The organism is Cellvibrio sp. PSBB006 (assembly GCF_002162135.1).
Taxonomy (GTDB): domain Bacteria; phylum Pseudomonadota; class Gammaproteobacteria; order Pseudomonadales; family Cellvibrionaceae; genus Cellvibrio.
Genome location: NZ_CP021382.1, coordinates 2,986,850 through 3,009,321, shown reverse-complemented (window position 1 = coordinate 3,009,321; position 22,472 = coordinate 2,986,850). Strand labels below are relative to the sequence as shown.

The 22,472-nt window shown below is 50.2% G+C and carries 23 protein-coding genes; 17 read left to right on the top strand and 6 right to left on the bottom strand.

What is annotated here, in order from left to right:
- Positions 1 to 254: 254 nt before the first annotated feature.
- The 14 genes from CBR65_RS12530 (at position 255) to CBR65_RS12465 (ending at position 8,451) form a co-directional block, all read left to right on the top strand.
- Positions 255 to 485 carry a hypothetical protein gene (locus CBR65_RS12530; protein WP_087467157.1) on the top strand — a complete coding sequence of 77 codons (231 nt, stop codon included), beginning with the start codon at positions 255 to 257 and terminating at the stop codon, positions 483 to 485.
- Between the two features lie 168 nt (positions 486 to 653).
- Positions 654 to 1,310: a hypothetical protein gene (locus CBR65_RS12525; RefSeq protein ID WP_087467156.1), complete on the top strand. Its 657-nt coding sequence runs from the start codon at positions 654 to 656 to the stop codon at positions 1,308 to 1,310.
- A 122-nt stretch (positions 1,311 to 1,432) separates the two neighbouring features.
- Positions 1,433 to 1,918: a hypothetical protein gene (locus CBR65_RS12520; RefSeq protein WP_087467155.1), complete on the top strand. Its 486-nt coding sequence runs from the start codon at positions 1,433 to 1,435 to the stop codon at positions 1,916 to 1,918.
- A gap of 274 nt (positions 1,919 to 2,192) precedes the next feature.
- Positions 2,193 to 2,678 (top strand): hypothetical protein, encoded by a 486-nt coding sequence (locus CBR65_RS12515; protein WP_157672058.1) that lies wholly within the window; start codon positions 2,193 to 2,195, stop codon positions 2,676 to 2,678.
- A 67-nt stretch (positions 2,679 to 2,745) separates the two neighbouring features.
- A complete protein-coding gene (locus tag CBR65_RS12510; protein WP_087467153.1) occupies positions 2,746 to 2,964 on the top strand; it encodes a hypothetical protein in 219 nt (72 codons plus the stop codon).
- 71 nt (positions 2,965 to 3,035) lie between these two features.
- The gene (locus CBR65_RS12505; RefSeq protein WP_087467152.1) at positions 3,036 to 3,284 is read left to right on the top strand and encodes a hypothetical protein; all 249 of its coding nucleotides are present in this window, start codon (positions 3,036 to 3,038) and stop codon (positions 3,282 to 3,284) included.
- Positions 3,285 to 3,327: 43 nt separating this feature from the next.
- On the top strand, positions 3,328 to 3,444 hold the full coding sequence (locus CBR65_RS22720; protein WP_087467151.1) for a GrpB family protein: 117 nt from the start codon (positions 3,328 to 3,330) through the stop codon (positions 3,442 to 3,444).
- Positions 3,445 to 3,568: 124 nt separating this feature from the next.
- Positions 3,569 to 3,970 (top strand): SRPBCC family protein, encoded by a 402-nt coding sequence (locus CBR65_RS12495; RefSeq protein ID WP_087467150.1) that lies wholly within the window; start codon positions 3,569 to 3,571, stop codon positions 3,968 to 3,970.
- A gap of 108 nt (positions 3,971 to 4,078) precedes the next feature.
- Positions 4,079 to 4,615 carry a hypothetical protein gene (locus CBR65_RS12490; protein WP_087467149.1) on the top strand — a complete coding sequence of 179 codons (537 nt, stop codon included), beginning with the start codon at positions 4,079 to 4,081 and terminating at the stop codon, positions 4,613 to 4,615.
- 104 nt (positions 4,616 to 4,719) lie between these two features.
- Positions 4,720 to 5,469, top strand: coding sequence for a type 1 glutamine amidotransferase domain-containing protein (locus tag CBR65_RS12485; RefSeq protein WP_087469061.1), 750 nt, complete (start codon positions 4,720 to 4,722; stop codon positions 5,467 to 5,469).
- Between the two features lie 380 nt (positions 5,470 to 5,849).
- On the top strand, positions 5,850 to 6,158 hold the full coding sequence (locus tag CBR65_RS12480) for a hypothetical protein (RefSeq protein ID WP_087467148.1): 309 nt from the start codon (positions 5,850 to 5,852) through the stop codon (positions 6,156 to 6,158).
- Between the two features lie 642 nt (positions 6,159 to 6,800).
- Entirely contained in the window at positions 6,801 to 7,208 is a 408-nt protein-coding gene (locus CBR65_RS12475; RefSeq protein WP_087467147.1) for a helix-turn-helix domain-containing protein, read from the top strand.
- 116 nt (positions 7,209 to 7,324) lie between these two features.
- Positions 7,325 to 7,777, top strand: coding sequence for an NAD(+)--rifampin ADP-ribosyltransferase (gene arr / locus CBR65_RS12470; RefSeq protein ID WP_087467146.1), 453 nt, complete (start codon positions 7,325 to 7,327; stop codon positions 7,775 to 7,777).
- Positions 7,778 to 7,977: 200 nt separating this feature from the next.
- A complete protein-coding gene (locus CBR65_RS12465) occupies positions 7,978 to 8,451 on the top strand; it encodes a hypothetical protein (RefSeq protein ID WP_087467145.1) in 474 nt (157 codons plus the stop codon).
- A gap of 73 nt (positions 8,452 to 8,524) precedes the next feature.
- On the opposite strand, the gene glgX is transcribed toward CBR65_RS12465, so the two are convergent.
- The 5 genes from glgX to glgA all read right to left on the bottom strand — a co-directional run bounded on the left by glgX (position 8,525) and on the right by glgA (position 17,446).
- Positions 8,525 to 10,696, bottom strand: coding sequence for a glycogen debranching protein GlgX (gene glgX, locus CBR65_RS12460; protein ID WP_087467144.1), 2,172 nt, complete (start codon positions 10,694 to 10,696; stop codon positions 8,525 to 8,527).
- Positions 10,697 to 10,800: 104 nt separating this feature from the next.
- On the bottom strand, positions 10,801 to 11,172 hold the full coding sequence (locus CBR65_RS12455; RefSeq protein ID WP_087467143.1) for a DUF2934 domain-containing protein: 372 nt from the start codon (positions 11,170 to 11,172) through the stop codon (positions 10,801 to 10,803).
- 24 nt (positions 11,173 to 11,196) lie between these two features.
- A complete protein-coding gene (locus CBR65_RS12450; protein ID WP_087467142.1) occupies positions 11,197 to 14,016 on the bottom strand; it encodes a malto-oligosyltrehalose synthase in 2,820 nt (939 codons plus the stop codon).
- Positions 14,017 to 14,111: 95 nt separating this feature from the next.
- Positions 14,112 to 15,890 (bottom strand): malto-oligosyltrehalose trehalohydrolase, encoded by a 1,779-nt coding sequence (gene treZ, locus CBR65_RS12445; protein ID WP_087467141.1) that lies wholly within the window; start codon positions 15,888 to 15,890, stop codon positions 14,112 to 14,114.
- Positions 15,890 to 17,446: a glycogen synthase GlgA gene (gene glgA / locus CBR65_RS12440; RefSeq protein ID WP_087467140.1), complete on the bottom strand. Its 1,557-nt coding sequence runs from the start codon at positions 17,444 to 17,446 to the stop codon at positions 15,890 to 15,892. Before glgA ends, treZ begins: the two co-directional genes overlap by 1 nt.
- A gap of 255 nt (positions 17,447 to 17,701) precedes the next feature.
- Here glgA and CBR65_RS22715 point away from each other — a divergent pair, with 255 nt between their 5' ends.
- On the top strand, positions 17,702 to 17,893 hold the full coding sequence (locus tag CBR65_RS22715; RefSeq protein WP_198300734.1) for a CinA family protein: 192 nt from the start codon (positions 17,702 to 17,704) through the stop codon (positions 17,891 to 17,893).
- Positions 17,894 to 18,003: 110 nt separating this feature from the next.
- On the opposite strand, the gene CBR65_RS12430 is transcribed toward CBR65_RS22715, so the two are convergent.
- Complete coding sequence (locus CBR65_RS12430; protein WP_087467139.1) at positions 18,004 to 19,110, bottom strand: mechanosensitive ion channel family protein; 1,107 nt, start codon at positions 19,108 to 19,110, stop codon at positions 18,004 to 18,006.
- A gap of 308 nt (positions 19,111 to 19,418) precedes the next feature.
- On the opposite strand from CBR65_RS12430, the gene CBR65_RS12425 reads away from it, so the two are divergent.
- The gene (locus CBR65_RS12425) at positions 19,419 to 20,972 is read left to right on the top strand and encodes a glycosyltransferase family 39 protein (protein WP_087467138.1); all 1,554 of its coding nucleotides are present in this window, start codon (positions 19,419 to 19,421) and stop codon (positions 20,970 to 20,972) included.
- Positions 20,973 to 21,132: 160 nt separating this feature from the next.
- Entirely contained in the window at positions 21,133 to 22,338 is a 1,206-nt protein-coding gene (locus tag CBR65_RS12420) for a DUF5009 domain-containing protein (protein WP_087467137.1), read from the top strand.
- The last annotated feature ends 134 nt before the right edge of the window (positions 22,339 to 22,472 follow it).

Here is a 22,472-nt window from a genome sequence, read left to right as displayed (position 1 = left end):
GTTTTGTACGAGGAAACATTTGAGGCAGTTTGCTCACAACCTTGACGCTTAAAGGATTCCAACCTAACGTTGCTTGAACGATGGGGGGCGGGATATGAGGCTCTGGGAAACGGTCCTTTGCAGCCACTAAAAGGATTTGGTGATCCGGAATCTGATTATGAGCACGGATATACCGCTGGTTTCAAAAAGGGATTCGCGGCTGGTTCCAACTGATAATCTTTGGCTGACATTCATATTTATTCAAGGAAATCACAATGAAATACAATATTCATTTACTCCTAATTATATTAGTGCCTATATTTTTAGCTTCATGTGGTGAAAAGTGGACTTGCCATACCAAAGAAAAAACCATGTTTTCTATTAGCGAGTCTGGAAAGTTAGGTAGTGCAGAAAAAGGGTGTAGCTGCGAAGAAATTCGTTCTTTCGAGCTTGAAACGTTTGGGGAAGTAGACGAAGAAGGTCTAGAAAATGATTTTGATTGTTAAATCTAATTAGCCATACAAGTCATAACAAAGTGTATCAACCCGCGCACTCCGTGCGATGGACAGTTTTTAAGTCGCGGCTTTGTGATTTTGCTGCGCAAAAGTAACCCACAAAGCCACAACTTAAAAACTGTCGTTGTACTGGGTGTTAGGCTATAGGAAGTTTCATTTATGGTTTCTCTATTTGAGCATCCCGATTCAAAGGAATTTTTGGAGCGAACGTATTCATTGCTTATGAAAGAAGCGGATAGAGGATGTGTTTTGCTCGGTGTTTCCTTATTAGATGAAGAGCTTACTAAAATGTTCAAGTCATTGATCCCGATCAACACAAGCGGAAAGCGAATGAAGGAAATCTTTGATGGTAAAGGAGCTTTCGGTTCCCTATCTGCAAAATTAGATATTGCATATGTTTGCCGATTATTACCTTCAGACTTAATAAATTGCATTCATTCATTAAGAGGCCTGAGAAATAATTTGGCACATCAAGCGTCTCCATTTTCTATCGAAGAAAACTTGGAGCGAGTTTACGAAATATTTAGCAGAACTAACGACAACCTTACTGCTGGAATGGCTCATCTTTCCGGTGAATTTATCTATGACCAGTTTATAGAAAAAATCATGAACACAAATGATCCAACTGATGAGAGCAAGAGACTGTTTAACTCGAAAGAAGAAGCAATTGCATATTTGAGAGAAAATGATGATGTGCAAAAAACACTTTTCGAACAAAGAATAAAAAGCATGTTTGTAATAGGTATTGCGAGCTTGGGAGCATCAATAGTATTTCATAGAGAAAAGTCAAAGGCTAAGTTTGCTGAGCAAGCCTAACAAGGCAATCAAACGGACGGTTTTTAAGTTGCATTTTTGCCATTCCGCTTCGCTCAACTTTATGGCAAAACTGCAACTTACAAACAACCGTTTATCGCAACGTTACGTATCAGGATAAGTTCATGCCTACAATAGAGGATATATATTGCAAATTTGGTTTCGTGGCAGAAGCCGCACAACTCTTGGAAACTCAACTTGGAACATTATTAATCATCGAAGAGGCCACGAATGCAGATTTAATTGAGCATCCTAATTCGAGCATGGCAACTGACATCTATAAGAAAATTAATAAATACACGTTAGGCGGGCTAATTAAAAATGCTAAAAACAAAGTAATTTCAATTGAAAAATTAGAAAATTTGCTGTCAGCGGCATTAACGGAACGAAATAGGCTTTCTCATTCTTTCTACAGGGAGCATAATTTCCGTCTGAGGGAGAAGTCTGGCAACGGAAGAGTTATTATGTTCGAAGATCTGGATCGTATGCACGACGTCATCTTGGATGCTTATAAAGCAGTAATGTTATTATCGGGTATTGATTTAGAAAACCCCGAATCAATATCTGAAGAATATCAATCAATCGAAATAAATGGGCACGTCAAAATATAAAGCACGTAACGAGTCGTTGCAGCTCCGGATCTTAGTGGACCCGGATTCTGAGAGCGAGATATCTTTCCACGCCAATTTATTGTTTGCACTGTTTGGTTTTTTTGTTGCCTTGTTCGGTATGTTTTTTAAAAAATTAAAGCAAGCATTTACTGTCAGCGTGGAATATAGCTAACGGAAACATTTAGGCAGCCTATTTGATCTTGATTCTATGGTCGCAATCTCAAATAAGGGCCTGTTATTGGCGAAGCTTACTAAAGCTGATTCGAAATTTATCATGAAATTATTAATCGTCTTCTTAATATTTATATCTTCGCCAGTCATCGCAGGTTCATTCCGACCTATGCTTGAAGAGTTTAAAATAACTACAGAAGAAGGTGTGCTAGCGATCAGGCCAGATTTTTTTGTGGAGTATATCCATAGAGGCTTTGATGACGGAAACGCCACATCAACTTCTGATGCGGGTATTATCACCTTCCAGTTAGCAACCATACCTCCTCAGAAGCAAGGTTATACTTTCGAAATAGTTGAAGGTGAATTCGAAGATCGGCTTTTCTATGAAGCCCCTGTTACACCAAGCAGGTTTGCTAAAAATAAAGGTAGTTTCACATTTATTTGGCTTGATGGTAACAGTTATGAGCAAGAGGCTTTTAAAATTAAAGTAAAAGTCGTTGGGGTTTCTAAGTCAGGTGCTCTGAGCGAGCCTCAATTTCTTGAAGTGTCACACCCAGGCATCAAAAAGCCTTGGTGGAAGCGGTGGTAAAAGTAGTAAAAAAGGTAAATAACCGATCCACCGTGCTCTGCCAACGTATCAACCGAGACTCAGGGATATGAATATAGAAACTGCAAAGAAAGTCGTTGAAACCTTAGAAGGTGTCAACAGATCAATGTTTGGATTGATCCCCTATCTTGAAGAGCGTTGTGACAATGAAGAATTAAACAACCTGAAACGAGAAATCGCTCGGGTGGCAAACGGAATAGATATTAATTTATATCCGATTATTCTAAAACAGTATCCTGAATTAAACCCACTTCAGGGCAAGGAGTGAGAGCTGTTTATTCCTGATGCCTGGTCTGATCTTGAAAAGGCGAGTACGGTGCTATTTTGGAAGGTGGAAGAATGAAAAGAATCCTGTTCTCGTTACTAGGCGGTTTAGTTGCCGGCGGACTTTGCATTGGCGTCACGTGGATTATCGGAGCGCTATGGGGTCCGTTATACCAAGGCGAAGATGAATCCACACGAAATTTTAAGATATTTCTAGTGATTTTCTTCATGTCTGTTTGCGCCGGGGCGATCTTCGGATTCATTGCGGGTAAAGAAAAAACTAAAAAATCAATTCAGCCGAATGCTGATGGGTTGGCTGGTTGAGCCATTAGTGCCCGAAGGAGATCACATTCCGTGAAACGAGCATATCGCATCCGAGTATGCACATCTGAAGCGGACATTGGCGGCTTCATATAAAGAAGATCGCGAAACATATACAGAGAAGAAATGGCCTTTTATACAGCAGGTGCTTCAGCGCGTCTAATGCTAACAAGCCAACCACTGCGATAGCTTTTCCGCTGCGGCTTCGCCTCCATTACAAAGCTGCGAGTGTTGGTGGCGTTAGTGATGTGTGAGCTCTCAAACCGAATCAATCCGAAGGACGTCATATGAATAAAGTGAAGCATATCAGTATCTACATTAATCGCTCGCCACACGAAACCTATGAATACGCTTCTAATCCCGAATACCTATCAAACTGGGCATCGGGTCTAGCTCAGGCCGATATTGTGAGAGACGGTGACGAATGGGTGGCTAAAGCACCCTTCGGAGAAGCCCGCATTTCTTTCGCAGAACCAAATAGCTTTGGCGTGATGGATCACGATGTAAAAATGGAGTCGGGTGTCACTGTGCATAATGCAATGAGGGTTATCCCAAACGGCAATGGAAGCGAATTTCTTTTCAGCCTATTCTTGCGGCCAGGTATGTCAGAAGAAGAGTTCGAGAACGACGCGCGGCACATCAAAAGAGATCTTGAGAAACTGAAGGAAATATTGGAAAACCAAGGCTAAATCATTCCGCATTTATTTATCATTAACAAGCCAAGCACGGTGAACGCCAAGCCTTCGCTTCACTATGTAAGCGTCGCGCGTCTGCAGTGTTAAAGGTACAGGGAATCTATGAAGAGCATTGAACTACTATCAACAGGAATTAGATTGCTTGGTATATACATTTTCATCTATGCCTTCCGCACTGGGATTTATCAATATCAAGCAATAATTCCATTGCGTTCTATATCCCAGGATGACATGGTTGTCTTTACCAGTCTGGCACTTATTCAGGTAGGCCTACTTTTCATTGTGTCATTATTAATGTGTAAGTTTCCTGTCAGTCTTGCCAAATGGTTATTGCCAAAAACCAAAGATAATGAAGTGGCTTTTGACGGCACAGCCAAAGATATAGAAGTTTCAATCTTCACTATCTTTGGTGTCTATATTCTCTCATGGGCAATACCTGATTTGTTTAATAATGGCATCTGGTGGTGGTACTCCACGCATAATGAGATTAGTGGTATGTGGGGGCAAGGTGCTGGCAGCGAATACATAATAAACCAAATAGTTACTGTGTTAGAAATAGCCATCGGCTTGTATCTGTGCTTGCGTGCTCAAGGTCTTAGCAATTTATTACGTAAGCTGCGAGAAGCCGGTACCAGGTAGCTTTAACAAGTGCCGGATGTCGAGCCTATGTCTTTTCACTCATGCTCAATCGTTATAAATTACGGACTGAAGCATCTAATATTTTTAATCGCATTAGGAAAAAAATGAAAATATTCAAAATTTTACTTCTGTCACTTTTACTGTTTAACACTGGTGAGCTACAGGCGGAAGAAGTCAAAAAAGTGTTAATTATGGTATCCAATATGATTGATATGGGAGATCCGGAAAAACACGAGGCAAGAAATGACTTATTCGAAGTTGCTCCTCCCTATCACGTATTTGTAAATCACGGGTATGATGTAGACTTTGTGTCTCCCCAAGGCGGAGAGGTTCATTTCATGAGGGAACCTCTTGGAATAATCAGCTACACCATCAAGTATGAGGGCTTCTTAGAAAAAACAAAGAATACGCTTTCTCCGAATCAGGTAAATCCAAATGAGTACTGGGGTGTTTTCACGGGGGGCGGCTACGGTGTTATGTTCGATGTTGCAAATAACACCAAATTGCATTCTATTATCGCAAAAATCTACGAATCTGGCGGAGTCGTTGGTGTTGGTGGCCATGGATCTGCAAGCATAGTCAACGTTAAATTGTCTGATGGAGAATACCTTGTGAAAGGTAAAAAAATTGCTGGTTTTCCAAATTCCACGGAAACCAGTAAGCCTTGGGCCAAACAGGGAACATTGCTTCCGTTCTTGATTGAGAGCCAGCTAAATAAAAATGGCGCTAAAGCCCAAAATAAAGAAACTTTACCAGACAAGAGTGAAGTGGTCGTAGATAAGCGTATTGTTTCAACAATGTTTTTACCCTCTGCAGCTTTAGTTGCAAAAGAAATGATTAATCTCGTTAAATGATTTTCCTGTACAGAAGTACATTTGTAGATTCATGCTGTAAAAATATTGCTTAACGAAATTAATATCTTACAAATAAATGGAGAACATCATGGAGTATCTTTATGGCATATTGGGTTGGGGCTCACCCCTTGGCATAGCCCTCTTCTTTTTCTTTTCCGGGGCTGGTGCAGGTCTATTTTTCTGGGGTTTATCCTGCCTCAAAAGAAACAACCCTGGCAGCGTTAAAGAGGGTTTATAGCAAATAATACGGCTGACGGAGACGCTGGAGAAGGAAGTGAAGCCCGATTTAACTAAGGTGCGTTTCAGTACTCTCGCTTACGATAAGTTCTCCAATATCGCCATGGAAAGCCACATTTGAATCGGCGTAAAGCGTCTCTTTTATGAATAAATTCATAGCTTGCACTATCAGTTTTATTTCTATATGTGCTCAAGCTGAGAAGATTGGTGTCTACCCCTTGGATTGTGGACCACTTGCACGTGGAGAATATGGGACGGTATTTAGGGTGGAGAGGTTTCCCAAAGGTCAGACGTATTTTAGCAAAGGACGAGCCAACGAATTATGCCCTAGGCTACTTTCCGGAAAGCTGATCTCTGGTTATGAAAAGAGACTTCCGGAAAATTATTTGTTTTCTGAGAGTGAGCAAACGGTAATAAAAGAATTTGTAATAGTCGCTGATGGCGAGAAGTAAAAAGCTTAACAGGCGGATCATAGGGTAATGAAGATGGTAGCTCTGAAAGTTCTGGAGAGTGGGCACATAACAATATGCTATGACCTTCGTGCGTCATGTGAACTACATACGCAGGCTTAAAATTTGACATCAACTTGTTCATAAACGGTAATGATACGAAAACATAATTTCATTTTTTCGGCATTAACCATACTCTTTCATTAGTCCCGACTTTGCGATACCTGTTGATCCGGTTCATTATTCGAAAGTCTACAACCGGGAATTGATGAAAGCTGGTGTAAACGTAACGCTCATACTCTATAAAACTGGCGGCCATGCTTTTGGAGTCAAGAAGCAAGGCAAAGATACGGATAGGTGGACTGTTGATGCGCTTGGATGGCTAAAGGATATCCATATCCTCTGATATGAAAACCTTCGGCTTAATAAATTTGTCCAGTTGAAATTTTAAGTGACGTAGCACCACTCCAAAGCGGCGAGTGTTTACGGCACTATGTTATTCAGCGACAGATATTTCATTTTCCTACGTAATGTCGTAAAACTGTCGCATCAAATGCGTACTGGTAACGTAATGTATTCGTTAAAGATTCCTGTGATTACTCATATCCTGCAACAGCCTCGACCACTAAATGACATGGGTATTTGATGAAAGTTAATGTTGATCTGGTGCTACAAATGAGAAGAGCCAGAGCCTGGTCCCAGGATGAGCTGGCAACAGCGTGTGGCTTGAATTTGCGAACGATTCAGCGGATCGAAAAAGAGGCAACGGCTTCGCTGCAGTCCATGAAGGCGCTAGCATCAGCATTTGATGTCAGTATTCGTGATCTCGAATATGAGGAATCTGAAATGATAAATGAGCTACTGGAAAAAGAGGTGATCATCTCGGTGGGGATGTCGAGTGGCCCAGGTTCTACAGTGTATGGCCACGCTGATGATATTAAGGGCGTGATCGTTGAAATCCAGGGTTCCTGGTTAAAGCTTATGTCTGGGAAAGGGAAGGACAAACCAGTTTATATAAATATTAGCCACATAAAGAAGATAACTCCCCAATAAGAGTGATGCCTTTTGTAACGGAGTTACATAACCAAATCTTTAACGTCGCCCTTCAGGCTATCGCCGCCTCCTGAGACGGCGTGTAATAAATTACCCGCAAGCAAAAGGAACGATATATGTCTGATGACTGGTTTCCCATTTCCCATGAAAACTGCCATAACGTCACGGGGCCGTTCTACCACGGCACCAAAGCCAAATTATCGGCGGGTGATTTTATTGTCACCGGGCACCATTCACATTTTGAAAAAGGCCGGGCGCTTAAGCATGTGTACTTCTCATCATTAATGGAGCCCGCTATCTGGGGCGCTGAACTGGCTATTGCGTTGTCGGATCTGGATGGGCGCGGCTATATATACATCGTTCAACCTGCAGGACCGTTTGAGGACGATCCAAACTTAACCAATAAGCGATTCCCAGGAAATCCAACCAAGTCATTTCGTACTACAGAACCGTTGAAGATCGTAGAGGTAGTAGAGCAGTGGGAAGGGCATCCAGAGGAAATGCTAAAGGCGATGTTGGAATCTTTGGCTGATCTTAAGCGAAAAGGGCTACCTGTAATTGAATACTAATAAAAATCTGTTAGTTCTGGTTTTTCTTCCGTGTTTATCTTGCATTCGATATAACACCGCATCATTTTCATTACAGTTTTACGAGTCCTCTGGTTTCAATAGTCATTAAAAACAAGCGTTTACCGCAAAGACAACAGCTTAACCAAATGACCTTGTCATTTTATACCAATCCTTTCCTTGGAAAAAATACGGAGAACAATATGGAAATCAAAGATGATCTATATAAAGCTGATTTGGAACTACTAAGTAAAACTCAAGATTTTTCCAGCGAGATATTGAGGCTATCTTTATTGGGAATGGCTGTATTTGGCTTTCTTTTAAATTCAGAATTCTTTGAGGTCACTGGAAAAGCGCATTTTTTTATTATTGCTGTTGCCGTTTTCTTTTTCGCGCTGGCTTCCTTGTGTGCTTTGGGTCATAGGTATTTTTCGAATGAAGGCTTTTTCTATCATTTAAGGGGTTTACGCAAGCCTGATGATCAAGGCGATCATAGCAACAGAAACAAGAACTACTTAGTCGCGGAATGGTTAATGAAAGGCAGCGTTCTCATGCTCGCAAGCGCATCGCTGATTTTGGCCGTCGGCTTGTCAATGGGGTTAAACGATTCTCCAGAAAAATCAGCGCAGCCGACCAATGAGGTGTCGGCTGTAGTAAGACCTCGCGTGTCGTCATGACATTATTCTCTTAATGTTGTGGACGGTTCCATGCAGGACATTGGTTTTTAATTTGTGTTCATGGACTTTGAATTTATTTCTCAACCTCTTTCTTATTCCCCTTCGTCTCCAACACAAACAACAACAACGACCGATTCGTCACCACATACAAGTGATTAAACGCAAAACGTTCTTCCGCAAAATTTGTTGGCCGGTTGGTGTCGACCAGGCAGGTCCAGGCGCAGCCTTCGGCAACTTCGGGCAGGCAAAAATTCACCACGTCGTGATGGGCATTTAGCACCAGTAACAAGGTGGCGTCGGCGCCGGGGCGGCGGATGCCGGTGGCTTGGGCGCGGCCGTCCATCAGCATGCCGAAGCAACGGGCGTTGCCGTCTTGCCATTGCTCTTCGGTCATTTCATTGCCGCAGGGTGATACCCAGGTAACGTCTTTTACGCCGAGTTCTTCGTTGTACATGCCCACCAGGAAGCGCCCGCGACGCAGGATGGGGTAGGTGCGGCGCAATTCAATCAGGCGTTTGGTGAAGCCCAGCATGGTGTTGCGGTCTTCGTCGAGATCCCAGTTGATCCAGTTGAGTTCGTTGTCCTGGCAGTAGGTGTTGTTGTTGCCTTTTTGTGTGCGACACAGCTCGTCACCGGCGACCATCATGGGCGTGCCCTGGGAGAACAACAGGGTCGCCATCAGGTTGCGCATCTGCCGCTTGCGCAGGTCGATAATTTTCTTGTCGTCCGTCGGGCCTTCCCAGCCGTGGTTGTAGGAGAGATTGTTGTCGGTGCCGTCGCGGTTGTCTTCGCCGTTGGCTTCATTGTGTTTGTCGTTGTAGGACACTAGGTCGTGCAGGGTGAAGCCGTCGTGGGCGGTGACAAAGTTGATCGATGAATGAGGCCGCCGACCTCGCTGGTTGAACAGATCGCCGGAGGCGGTCAGGCGGCTGGCCATCTCACCCAACTTACCGCCATCACCACGCCAGAAGGCACGGACTGTGTCGCGAAAGCGATCGTTCCATTCGGCCCAGCCGGGCGGGAAGCCGCCGACCTGGTAACCGCCGATGCCGCAGTCCCAGGGTTCGGCAATCATCTTCAGGCTGCTGAGTACCGGGTCCTGGCGCACGGCCAGATGGAAGCCATGGCGCTCGTCGAAACCGTCTTCCGGATGCCGGGCAAGGATGGTGCCGAGGTCAAAGCGGAAGCCGTCCACACCCATTTGAGTGGCCCAGTAACGCAGTGAATCCGTCACCATGCGCAGCACGCAGGGGTGGTTCAGGTCGAGGGTGTTGCCGGTGCCGGAATCGTTGATGTAATAGCGCTTGTTGTCTGGCAGTAATCGGTAATAGGTGGCGTTGTCGATGCCGCGCATGGACAGGGTCGGGCCCAGTTCGTTGCCTTCGGCGGTGTGGTTATAAACAACGTCAAGGATCAGCTCCAGCCCCGCATCGTGAATGTGCGCGACCATCTCCTTGAATTCGTTAAGGTGCCCGCTGGCGAGGTAAGGTGCGTGGGGCGCAAAGAAGGCGATGCTGTTGTAACCCCAATAATTGCGCAGGCCTTTCTCTAGCAGGTGCTGGTCTTCAATAAAGCCGTGCACGGGCAGGAGTTCAATACTGGTGACGCCCAACTCGCGGATATGTTGCAGTATCTCCCGGTTCATCAAACCAGCGCAGGTCCCGCGCAGGTTTTCTGGCACCGCCGGATGCATCATGCTGATGCCGCGCACATGCGTTTCATAGACGATGGTGCTGTCCCAGGGCACGCGCTTGGCGCGGTGGGTGCCCCAGGTAAATGCCGGGTCGATGACTTTGGATTTGGGCACATAGGGCGCACTGTCACGCTCATCAAAACTCAGGTCGCCGTCCGGCGAGCCGATGGTGTAACCGAACAATGCTTCGGACCAGCGCAGCTCGCCCACTAACTGTTTCGCGTAAGGATCAATCAGCAATTTGTTGGGGTTGAAACGGTGACCGGCTTCAGGCTCATAAGGGCCGTGGACGCGGTAGCCGTAGACCTGGCCCGCGTGTACATCCGGCAGGTAACCGTGCCAGATTTCATCGGTGTATTCCGGTAGTTCAATGCGCTCGATTTCGGTGGTGCCGTCGCTATCGAACAGGCACAGCTCCACCTTGGTGGCATGGGCGGAAAAGAGCGCGAAGTTAACTCCCAGGCCGTCCCAGGTGGCGCCCAAGGGAAAAGGATGGCCTTCGGTAACGCGGGAACGCTGTTTGGGTTCCGGTGCTGTCGGTTGCTTGCCCATGATGCTGGTTCCTTTTTTCAGACGTAACAAATTTGAGACGTAAAAAAGCCATCACCCGAACCGCGCCGGGTGAATCTGGAATCTTAGGTGGTCGTCAGGTCCGGTTAGACAGAACCTTCAAACCCATCGTTAATCGGTGAGAGTTCGGTATCCACCGTGTCATTGAGTGTCTTGGCTTTTTTCTGCCGGGTGGTTTTGGCGGTGGTGGATTTAGTCTCGGCGGCCTTTTTCACGGCTTTGGTCTCACTGCCCGCCGGTTGCTTTTTACTGCGTGATTTTTTCTGTGGTGCATCGGCCTGGGCTATCGCTGAGCCATTGCCCGAACCATTACCGGCAGCAGCCTGCCCGTCCATGCTCTGGTTAGCGGCCAGCTTGCAGGCCATCTCCCAATGACGGTGATGCTGGCCATGGGGTTTACCTTCGGATTCCCAGATTTGATAAGCGAATTCGCGCACGCGGTTCTCGTTGAGGTTCATGGTGGTTATCTCCGTGGTGTCGATTTACGTGTGATGGGGTGTTGCTGGGTCGCGCTTGAAATACAAGAGGTTGACCGGGAATTCCGCCAGCACCTCAGCGATGGCCAGGGTGCCCTGGCGCGGCTTGAGGGTGCCGGAAAAGACCCCGGATAATGACGCTTGGCGCAGTGGCTCCGGCAGGCGGATGCGGGTGTCCTGCCAGGCGGCGGAATCAGGGTGAGGGCATATCTGGTTGCCTAATAGTCCGGCGACCAGACGCGGTGCGACCCCGATCAGGTATTCATCGCCATGGCGGCGGCAGAAGGCGACAACCCGCCCGGCGTGTTCGCCCTCCACTTCCAGTGCCTCGTAGTTACCCAGGCAGAAGAGTTCGGCATGGGCTTCGCGCAGGTTTAGTACGGCTGCCAGCAGGTATTGCTTGACGCGGCCATCGTGCCATTGGGTAATCAATTCATTGAGGTTGCTGTGGGTGGACAGGGCGGCGACCCGCGCTTCGAAGTCCACCGGGCGGCGGTTGTCCGGGTCCACCAGGCTGAAATCCCAGAAGTCGGCGCCCTGATACAAATCCGGTACGCCAGGCAGGGTGGTGCGCAGCAGGCATTGGCTGAGGCTGTTGACGGCACCGGCAGGTGCGATGGCCATAGCCGCCGCCGCGATGTCGTGGCGCAATTCCCGGTAGGCTTCATCCGTCAGTAGCCGGGTCAGGAAATCGCGGCAAACGGTTTCATAAGCGGTGTTGGGTGCGCTCCAGTGGGTGCGCAGCTTGGCTTCCCGCAGGGCTTTTTCCTGCCAACGCAGCAGACGCTCCAGGTAGGTTTGCATCCCCGCTGCGTCATCTGGCTCCAGCCGCAACGGCCAACTGCCGAGGAGGGTCTGGTAGAGCATGAGTTCATCGGCGGGTGAGGGCGCGAGGCCATCGTCCAGGTCGCTGCGCAGGTTGCCGGTCTGTTGTTGCCAGTGCTCCACTTTTTCGCTGAACCAGACGGCGCGCTCGCTCAGCACACCCAGGCGTGCGCGGGTGTCTTCACCGCGTTTGTGATCGTGGGTGGCGGTGGTGAGCAGGTTGTCGGGAAAATGCGCGGCGCGTTCGCTGCAGCGGTGGTGGAAATCTTTCAGCGTGGTAGAAAAATGCTGGGGGTCAAAACCTACGTCGTTGCGCGCGAGGCTGACGGCAGAGCGATAGCAGGCAGTATCTTCCACCGCTTTGGCGGCGGCGGGTGAGGTCAGTTGCTGGAAGCGGGCGATGACCTTGCGGCGCTGTTTGCGGTTGGCGCCGGGCGCCATCTCACACAATCGCTGGCCGCCCAGCCAGAGGTCCAGATAGTTCAACAAGGGCCAGTCGCTTTCGGCCAACGTGGTGCGTGCCCCGGCCAATGCTTTCTCGAAGATCTGCCGATCCTGCACCGACCGCCCATTAACCCCGGCATAGGTGCGGTACACCGGAAAATGCACGATCAGCTCAAACAACGCCCGGCGAATAGCGCCGAGGGTCAGGTCGCGGGTATTGATATCAGTGCGCGCGACCAGCAGCAGTTCCTGCGCAAGGCTTTCAAAATCCCCGGCGAGCGAGCTGGATAACACCTGGGCGCGCGCCTCGCGTACCTCTTCCATGAAACTGGCGGTGCGCCCGGTGATGCTGGTCCACAGGTCGCTGAGCTGGATTTCGCCAACCGGGTCCTGTTGCAGCAGGGACATCTCATTCATGAACTCGTAGCCGGTAGTGCCGTCGGTGTGCCAGTCGGCGGGCAGTTGTTCGCCATCGCCCAGGATTTTTTCCACATAAATGGGGAGATGTTCATCCGTCAGCGGCGCGGGGCGCTTGGCTTGCAAGCCGTTGAGGCGCCGCCGCAGTTTGCGACAGTAGGCGCGGGGGTTGGCCAGGCCGTCGATGTGGTCGATGCGTAAGCCGTCCACCAACCCTCGTTCAATCAACTCAAACATCTTGGCGTGGGTCGCTTCGAAGACTTCCGCTTTTTCTACCCGCAGGCCGCCCAGTTCATTGATGTCGAAGAACCGGCGCCAGTTAATGTCATCCGCCGCCGTGCGCCAGCTGGCGAGGCGGTAATGCTGGGCTTCCAGCAGGTTGTGCAGGCGGTTGAAGTTGTCCTGGCTGAATTCGCCGTCCGGCTTAACCTCATAGCGCGACAGCGCGTGCTGGATGGCCAAACGCATATCCGGCGCCTGGGCAATATGTGCCAGCTCCTGACGCAATTCCTGTGCGGCTTGCCAGTAATTGGGACTGCGTTCCAGCGCTTCAAAAGGGCGCACCAGCGTCAGCAGATCATCGACACCGGTGTTACGCAGAATCTCGCCGTAGCTGGGTGGGTAAAGGGGAAAGCGGTGGTCGTAATGGTTGGCGTAAAAGCTGCCGTGGTCTGCATCAAAATGCAGGCCAATTTCATTGGCGGCGAGCACTTCGCCATAGTCTGTGCGCAGGAAAGGTACCAGCAGCTGGCCTTTCAGCAGAGGGTCATGGGAATTCCATTGGATATCAAAAAAGCGCGCATAGGGGCTGCTGATGCCCCACTCCAGTACGTCCAGCCACCAGGGGTTGGCATCGCCACCCACCGCCATATGGTTGGAGACAAAATCCGCAATCAACCCCATCTTGTGTTTGCGTAGCGCAGCGACCAGGCGTTCCAGCGCCGCCTCGCCGCCCAGTTCAGGATTTACCCGGGTGGGGTCTACCACATCGTAGCCGTGGAGGGAGCCGGGGCGGGCCTTGAGTAGTGGTGATGCGTAGATGTGGCTGATACCCAGGCGCGCAAAATAAGGTACCAGAGGTACCGCGTCGTCCAGGGTAAAGCCCTGGTGGAATTGCAAACGAAGTGTCGCGCGCAGCATAAACGATCCTGTTCTCAATCGACCTGAAGCCATCACTGAATAGTTGCCCGTGCCAAAGGGGTTGTCTGTGGGATGACGAACACTGACTGCCGACGTTAACTGAGGGTCACCATGGCGCTGCGCGGTGGCAGGGTTGCGTCGTGCCAGTGGCTGCTGTCAACCCGGTGGCTGAACAGCTGGCGGCGGTTGCCGGGCGGGCCTTCCAGCTTCACCAGGTTGTCGCTCAGATTCATATCGATCCGCAACACGCTGCCGTTGCCCAGGCGCCAGGCGGCCGATACCGCCCGCTCCGCGAGCTCGGTGACTTTCTCTACCCGCGTCTCTGGCAGGTGAGGTGTGATCCAACGTTTGCGCAGATCCAACAGCGTCCGGTAAAACTGCCACCAGGTTTCATGGCCCGGTTCGTGGCGTTCGCGGTAGTCGATCATCGAGTTCACGTAAGTCTGCGGATCATTGGGATCGGGAATTTTTTCGCGCATCTCCGGGTGGCTGAACAGCTCAAATTCCCGGAACTCATTGCGTCGCCCCTCGCACACGGCCTTGGCCAATTCGGCGTGATGGTCGGTGAAGTAAAAAAAGGGCTTACGCGTGCCCCACTCCTCGCCCATAAACAGCAGCGGCACCATGGGTGACAGGAGCAACAGGATCACCGCGACTTTGAGTGAATCTTCGTCGGTCAGATCAATCAGGCGTTCGCCCAAAGCGCGGTTGCCGACCTGGTCGTGGTTCTGCAAAAACAATACAAATGCCGTGGGCGGCAAATGGCCGCTCGGTTCGCCGCGCGCATGGCCGTGGCGACTCTTTTCGCCCTGGAAGATAAAACCTTCCCCCAGAAAACGCGCCAGCTTGGTGGTGGGCGATTCAATAAATTCGCTGTAATAACCTTCCTTCTCCCCGGTCAGCAGGTGATGAAGGATGTTGTGGCCATCGTCATTCCATTGAGCATCGAAACCTTGTTCTAGCAAACTGGCATTGTTGCCTTCGTTCTCCAATATCAGATGGATGTGACGATTGGTCGGTATAGCACTGCCGACCCGCTCGGCCAGTTCCACCAGAAAATCTTTTTCGCTGATGGCATGAACAGCATCCAGGCGCAGGCCATCGGCACGGTAATCTTCCAGCCACATCAGGGCGTTTTCGCAGAAAAAATCGCGCACCTCGCGGCGGCGGAAGTCGATGGCGGCGCCCCAGGGGGTTTGGATGTCTTCGCGAAAAAAATCGTTGGCATATTGCCCCAGGTAATTGCCCTCGGGGCCGAAGTGGTTGTACACCACGTCGATAATGACCATCAGCCCCAGGCTGTGGGCGGTATCGATTAAATGTTTGAGCTCGTCCGGCGTGCCGTAGCTGCTTTCCGGGGCAAAAATCTCGGCACCGTCGTAGCCCCAGTTGCGCGTGCCGGGAAATTCATTGAGCGGCATCAGCTCGATGGCGGTTACCCCCAGCTCGACCAGATGGGGCAGGATCACCTCCGTCTCCGCAAACCCGCCGAGCAGGCCGACATGCAGTTCGTAAATGATGGCTTCGTGCCAGGGGCGGCCACGCCAGGCTGTGGTTTGCCAGACATAGGCGTCCTGGTCTAGCACGCAGCTCATGCCCAGCACATCATCGACTTGCGCCCGGGACGCCGGGTCCGGCACCTCAAGGCGGCCATTGATCACGAACTTATAGCCCGTACCTGCACCGCAGGGCACCAGGCGGCTGAACCAGCCGTCGGCTAGGGGTTGCAGGTCGTGCAGTTGGCCATTGTCGAGCTTGACGGCAATTGCCGATGCATCCGGCGCCCAGAGGGAAAATTGGGTAGTGGCTTCCTGCGATAGCGGGGTGCCCCGTTTCTGCAACCGGGCACCATGGCGCGGAGCGAGCGTGTCCATCAAGCGCGCAGACCTCCTTCCGCTGGAATTAGTTGGCTCACCGAACTGGCCATGAGTTGGCGATACAGTTGGTCGTAAGGACGCACAGACTGGCGCCAGGTGAGCGGCGTCAGCATGGCCTGGCTGCGCATGGCGTGCAGCAAGTCCGGGCGGCGATATACATTGAATGCCCGCTGGATGGCTTTCCAATATACGTCTGGCTGGGCCTGTTGAAACAGGAATCCGGTTACGCCGTCATTGATGGTATCCACCAGTCCGCCGGTATGGCGCGCGATGGGCAGTGAGCCGTAACGCTGGGCGTACATCTGGCTCAATCCGCAGGGTTCAAAACGCGAGGGCATCAGCAGGAAATCGCTGCCAGCGAACATACGGCGCGCATCGGTTTCGTTAAAACCAATGTGCACACCGACGTCCTTTGGATACCGCTGGGCCAGTTTCACCAGTTCTTCCTCCAGGGCGGGTTCACCGCAACCGATGATCGCCAGGCGGCCACCGGCTTTGACGATGGACTCGCTGATCGCGATCGTCAGATCGATACCTTTTTGCTGTACCAGTCGTGAAACTACAGCAAAAAGCGGGCCGGGGCCGGCGCGCAAGCCGAACATCTGTTCCACGTAGCGGGCGTTGGCGGCCTTGCCTTCGCGGTAGCAAGGGTCGTAGTTTTTCACCAGATGGTGATCGGTTTTGGGGTCCCAATTGTCATCAATGCCGTTGGCGATGCCGCTCAATCGACCGCGGTCAAATTTTTGCTTCAATAAGCCGTGCAGTCCGCAACCGAACGCGGGGGTGGTGATTTCCCAGGCGTAGGTCTTGCTGACGGTGGTGATGTGGTCTGCGTAGCTGATCCCCGCTTTCAGGAATGACAGCTTGCCGTAGAACTCCATACCGTTGATCTGTAATGCCTCCGGTGCAAGCCCGAGAGATTCGCTGTACTCAGTGCTGCATAAACCCTGATAGGCAAGATTGTGAATCGTAAAGACGCTGGGGGTGTCTTGCCCGCGCCAGCGCATATAGGCGGGCGCCAATCCGGCGGGCCAGTCGTTGGCATGGACCAGATCCGGCTTCCAGCGGAGGTTGGCCTGGTCGGCGGCAATCTCCGCTGCTGCTAATCCGAGGCGCGCGAAACGCACGGGATTGTCCGGCCAATCCTGGCCGTGGTTATCGCCGTAAGGCGTGCCCATGCGCTCATACAATTCCGGGCACAACAACACATACAGCACCTGCCCGCTGGGTAAGTTCATGCGCGCAATGCGACAAGCAGGAATTTCTCCCTGGGCCGGTACGCTGCCGACAATGCGCAGCGGAAAACCACTGTTGATAATTTGCGGGTAACCGGGAATCAAAACCCGGATGTCATAATCCGGCGCCAGAGCTTTGGGTAGGGCAGAAGACACGTCACCTAAACCACCTACCTTGACCAGATCGCTATATTCTGACGTGACAAACAGGATTTTTTGCTTTTGTTTTTCTGCTTGCGGCTTACGCGAATATCGCTGATTGCGCGTTAACAGGACATCCAAATTTTCAAACCGGGAGAGCGCAACAGCGTGTCCCATAACTTCCTCCGTTTATAAATGCAATGTTAAAAAATAAATAAAAGTAATAAAGAAAATAAAATTTTTGCCGCCGCGATATCTCGCTCACAGACTAGAGAAAAAGTATTTACGAATCGTGAAGGCTTGATATTGATGACTGGGTCACATAAAAGAAGTTTCTGAGTTTTACCTTTAAACGGCGAAAAAATTATTGCGCATAAATTAAAGACAAAAGCAAAAACTGGCAGCGTACTTTAAGGCAGGCTGCAGTCTCTGGTGACCCAAAAATTAACGCTGACAACAGCTGAGTCCTGTACCGCCAGTATGCAGGTATGCATGCTGGCCGAAGTGCCCGGCTGCGGAGCGGCATTACAAATTGGTTACGTTGTCTATTCAAAAGAATCGAAACAATCGTGTCTGGGCGTTAGCTTACATACGATCGATATTTTTGGATTAACCAGCGAATAAGTGGCGCGTGAGATGGCGCTTGGCGCACTAAAACGCAGCAAGGCCACAATTGCGCTGGCTAACACCGGGCCGTATCCCTTATGGGTATGAACGTTTATGTCAGCCCCGGACTACACTGGAGGCTGGCGCTCCGGTTCACTGATGGTAGAGGTTTCCTTTTTCTCTTCTTTTTCTTCGCTGACAGTGGCGCGTAATTTGGGTAAACCTTCCGGATAATTCTGCGCAATAAAACTGATCATCTTCTCGCGAATGTAACAGCGCAGGTCAAAGTTTTTACCTGAATCGCTGGAACTGACCAGCACCCGAATCTGCACGGAATTTTCCGTGGTTTCGGTCACTTGCAAACCACTGACGCGCCCGTCCCACAATTCCGGCACTTCCTTAACCAGTCGTTCCAGCTCGCCGCGTAACGGATCGATGGGCACGGAATAATCCATCCAGAAAAATACCGACCCAATTAAATCGGAGGTGGTGCGCGTCCAGTTCTGGAACGGGTTTTCAATGAACCATTGCAAAGGCACGATCAAACGCCGTTCGTCCCAGACTTTCACCACCACATAGGTGCCAGTAATTTCTTCGACCCGGCCCCATTCATTCGCGACGATGACTACATCATCGAGCCGTATCGGTTGGGTAAATGCAATCTGCAACCCGGCAATTAAATTGCCCAATACCGGCTTGGCCGCAAAACCCACTGCCAAACCGGCGAGGCCGGCGGATGCCAGAATGCTGGTACCAAATTGACGCGCCGCCGGAAAGGTAATGAGCATCGCTGCCGCACCGAACAGCAACACAAAAAAACTGAGTGTCTGCACCAGCACTTTGGTTTGCGTCTGGATGCGACGGGCGTTGAGGTTGTCTGCAACATTAACCGGGTGGTGATGAATAATGACTTTCTGTATCGCCAGGACGACGCGCATACCCAGCCAGGTAAACGCGCCGATGATCAATAGCAACGTGATATGGCGCAGACCGGCCATCCACAACAATTCATCAGACGCTGCCGTCCATACCGCCTGGACACCAAGCAATGGCACAATCAGGTGCAAGGGTGCTTTGGTTTGCTCCAACAGGAGGCGCGGAAATAAAAAAGGCCGCGTAACACGCGCCAGGATTCTAGTGGCCACATGCGCCGCGAGCCATAGTGCGAAGGCGATACCAAGGGCAATAGCAAGGGTTTTTAATTCAGGAAGGTAAGGCATCCAGTCGATAGTCATCGTCGCAGCTCCATAACGTCGTGAAACGGGATTTCTATAATGACTGAATCATGCCAGTGGGGTTCACTGGTGTGATCACTATTGATAGCCCAGCAACATAACACTGGCGCAAGGGTTTGGCTGTCAGGGTGCTTGCGATTGTGACGTTTAAATCGTTGGTTGGCTGCTTAGGGTTATTTTGACTCTTGACTCAACCTTGCCTTGCAGTAAAGTGACATCCGCTGATCCATTCATTGAGGCTTTCTCAATAGGGACTGAAAAGTAGATGCCTGAAAAGACATTTCAGGTAAAAAATAAAGGACAATATTATGCCTCTCCTGACGCCGCGCGTTAGCGCTGTTTTTGTTTCGTATTTTCACCGTTGTTATTGCTTCTGTTTTGCCATTATTTTTTCCTGGTTATTTCTCGGTGTGTTATTTGAAAACAAGGTGTACCGCTTTAACACCCTGGCGATTATCGTATCGATTCTGGGATGGCTGGCGGCGACTGCTTACCTGTATCGCTGGATGAGCCGACGGGAAGCGCTGCTGGTTCGACGGGAGAAACCCATTCTTGCGGTCAGTATGTTGTTGCTGTTTGTCGGGCAGTTATCGCTCGGATATTGGTTGGCTGTAGCAACGGCTTGGGATACGGAAGCGGTTTATCGCGGCGCGGTCAATCTGGCATTGCAGGGCAACCTCGGTAACTATCGCGATTACTTCCATATTTTTCCCCACAATCTTGGTGCAACCAGTTTGCTGGGGCTGCTGTTTTCTACCGGCGCAGCGCTGGGCATGGAAGATCTCTATTGGTTGGGCACCATTTACAATGTGGTGTCACTCACCTTGGGCAGTTTATTGGTATATGGCATCTGCCGTGAATTGAAAGATGTTAAACACGGTCTACTTGCGCTCTGGTTGCTCACGACTTGCATCCCCTTGCAATTTTATACTCCGGTATTTTATACCGACACGCTGTCCTTACCCTTCGTTGCGGCGCTCTATTATTTTTACCTGCGTTTATTAAAGCAGGAAGTTTTTTATAAGCGTTTATTGCTGGGCATTTTTCTGGGGCTGCTCTGCGCCATGGGCGCGTTGATAAAATTTTCGGTTGCGATTGTTGCTGTGGCTATCCTGGCGGATCTGGTTATTCGCGGGCAGCTGTGGCGGCAGCGTTACAGTCTTGTTGCAGCGTTGCTGATCTTTTTTATCTTGCTGAAAAGTTTTACCGCCTATCGTGACAATCATCTGCTTGATGAACGCTATTCAGATCTGAAGCGGGTGCCGCATCTCCATTGGGTCATGATGGGGCTGAAAGGCAACGGCGCATACAATGGTGAGGATTATGGATACACCCATAGTTATCCCACCTATGAGCAACGGGTCGACGCTAATCTTGCGCGCATCAAGGAGCGTTTGGCGGATTACGGTTTCCGGGGCTATCTGGAATTCCTGGGCCGCAAGCAGCAATTAAATTTCGGCAGCGGTATTTATGGCGTGCACGAGATGATCGATGACAATCCCCAGCGTCGCAATGCCTTGCATGAGTTTGCGCTGGATGGCGGGCGTTACTTTGATTATTACAAAGTCCTCGCCCACGGCCATCATGTGCTGATATTTTTGTTGATCATCTGGGGCCTGTGGTATGACGCGGTCACCCGCAATAAACAGGCGGCTACTATTTTTGCCGCGCGCACCGCTGTGGTGGGTATTTATCTCTTTTTATTACTGTGGGAGGCTAATTCCCGCTACATCATTAACTTTATTCCGGTCTTCGTTATTTGCGCGGTGTACAGTTTTCCCGATGCATACCGGGTTCTGACCGCCTTGCGTCGCACCCTGCTGGATAGCCTGCGCCCGCACGATGAAGCGGAAGCCGCGTAGACATCTCACCGTATACCGGGCAGCGGTTGGCGGATGGAATAAGTACCGCTTAACACCTGCCCGTTAATAACTGTTAAACCGCCAGATAGCGATTGCGGGTGACAGTTTGCCTCGGTTATCGTAAGCCTTCGGTCAATACAAAACTAAAAGGCTTATAACAATGAATCAACTGGCATTGGCGGCACGTCGGATTTTATCCATTGACGTGTTCCGCGGTATTACCATTTTTACCATGGTGTTCGTCAACGAACTGGCGGGCATCTCCGATGTTCCCCAATGGATGAAACACTATCCCGCCGACGTGGACGGCATGACCTTTGTCGATCTGGTTTTCCCGGCATTTTTATTTATTGTGGGCATGTCCATTCCCTTTGCGACCCAGGCGCGTTTCAGCAAAGGCGATGCCACCCAGGATGTCCTGAAACATGTTGGCCTGCGCAGTCTGGCCTTGATCATCATCGGCGTGTTTATGGTGAATGCGGAGTCCGGTTATCTGGCGGAAGCCATGGTCATCCCCATCTCGCTTTGGACCTTGTTGATGTTCGGCTGCGTGCTGCTGATCTGGTCCCACTATGCCAAAACCCTCTCACCCCTGGTGGTAAACGGCGGCAAGATTCTCGGCGTGCTCGGGTTGTTGGTGTTGTGGGGTTTATATCGCGGCCCTGATGATACCGGCATGACACCGCAATGGTGGGGCATCCTCGGGTTGATCGGCTGGGCCTACCTGATAGCGAGCGTGATTTATATCGCCAGTTGTCATTGCCCGACACCGCTGTGGCAATTAATTACCTTGATGGGTTCAGCCATATTGTTGCTGGCGATTTTTTTCATGCTGGACGCGATCAAGGGGCAACATATTCCGATACTGGAAACCCTGGCAGCCAATAACGGCAACCACACCCATGCAGCTATTGTGTTGGGCGGCGTGATACTGTCGTTATTGTTTTATCATCCGGGCCTGCAGTCTTTTGGTCAGCAACATTATTTTATTTTTACCTCGGTGGTGGGATTACTGGCGTTTATCAGTTGGGAGTTTACGCCCATCTCCAAAATCTGGGCGACGCCCAGCTGGACACTATTCAGCGTGCTGTTTTGTTGCATTATTTTCGGTTTGATTTATTGGCTGGTGGATGTTTACAAAAAGCAGGCGTGGTGCAAGTTATTTGAACCGGCCGCGGTGAATCCGTTGTTGGTTTATATTCTGCCGTATATTTTATTGTCGTCACTGGCGCTCTTCGGCATCCGTTTGCGTCCGGAATTTTTTAATGCCGGTGTGGCGGGAATTTTATGGAGCCTCGCCTTTGCCATCGTCATCATGTTCATCGGCGCGGGATTAACGCGCCTTGGTTTTCGATTGAAATTGTAAATGTCGGATTACGCCTCGCGGCTAATCCGACCTACGGGAAAGATCGGATTGGCATGTAGCATGTAGGTCGGATTAGCGCAGCGTAATCCGACACAGATGAAGTGAGTTTGGCGTTAGGGGTTTGGTTTCGAAAC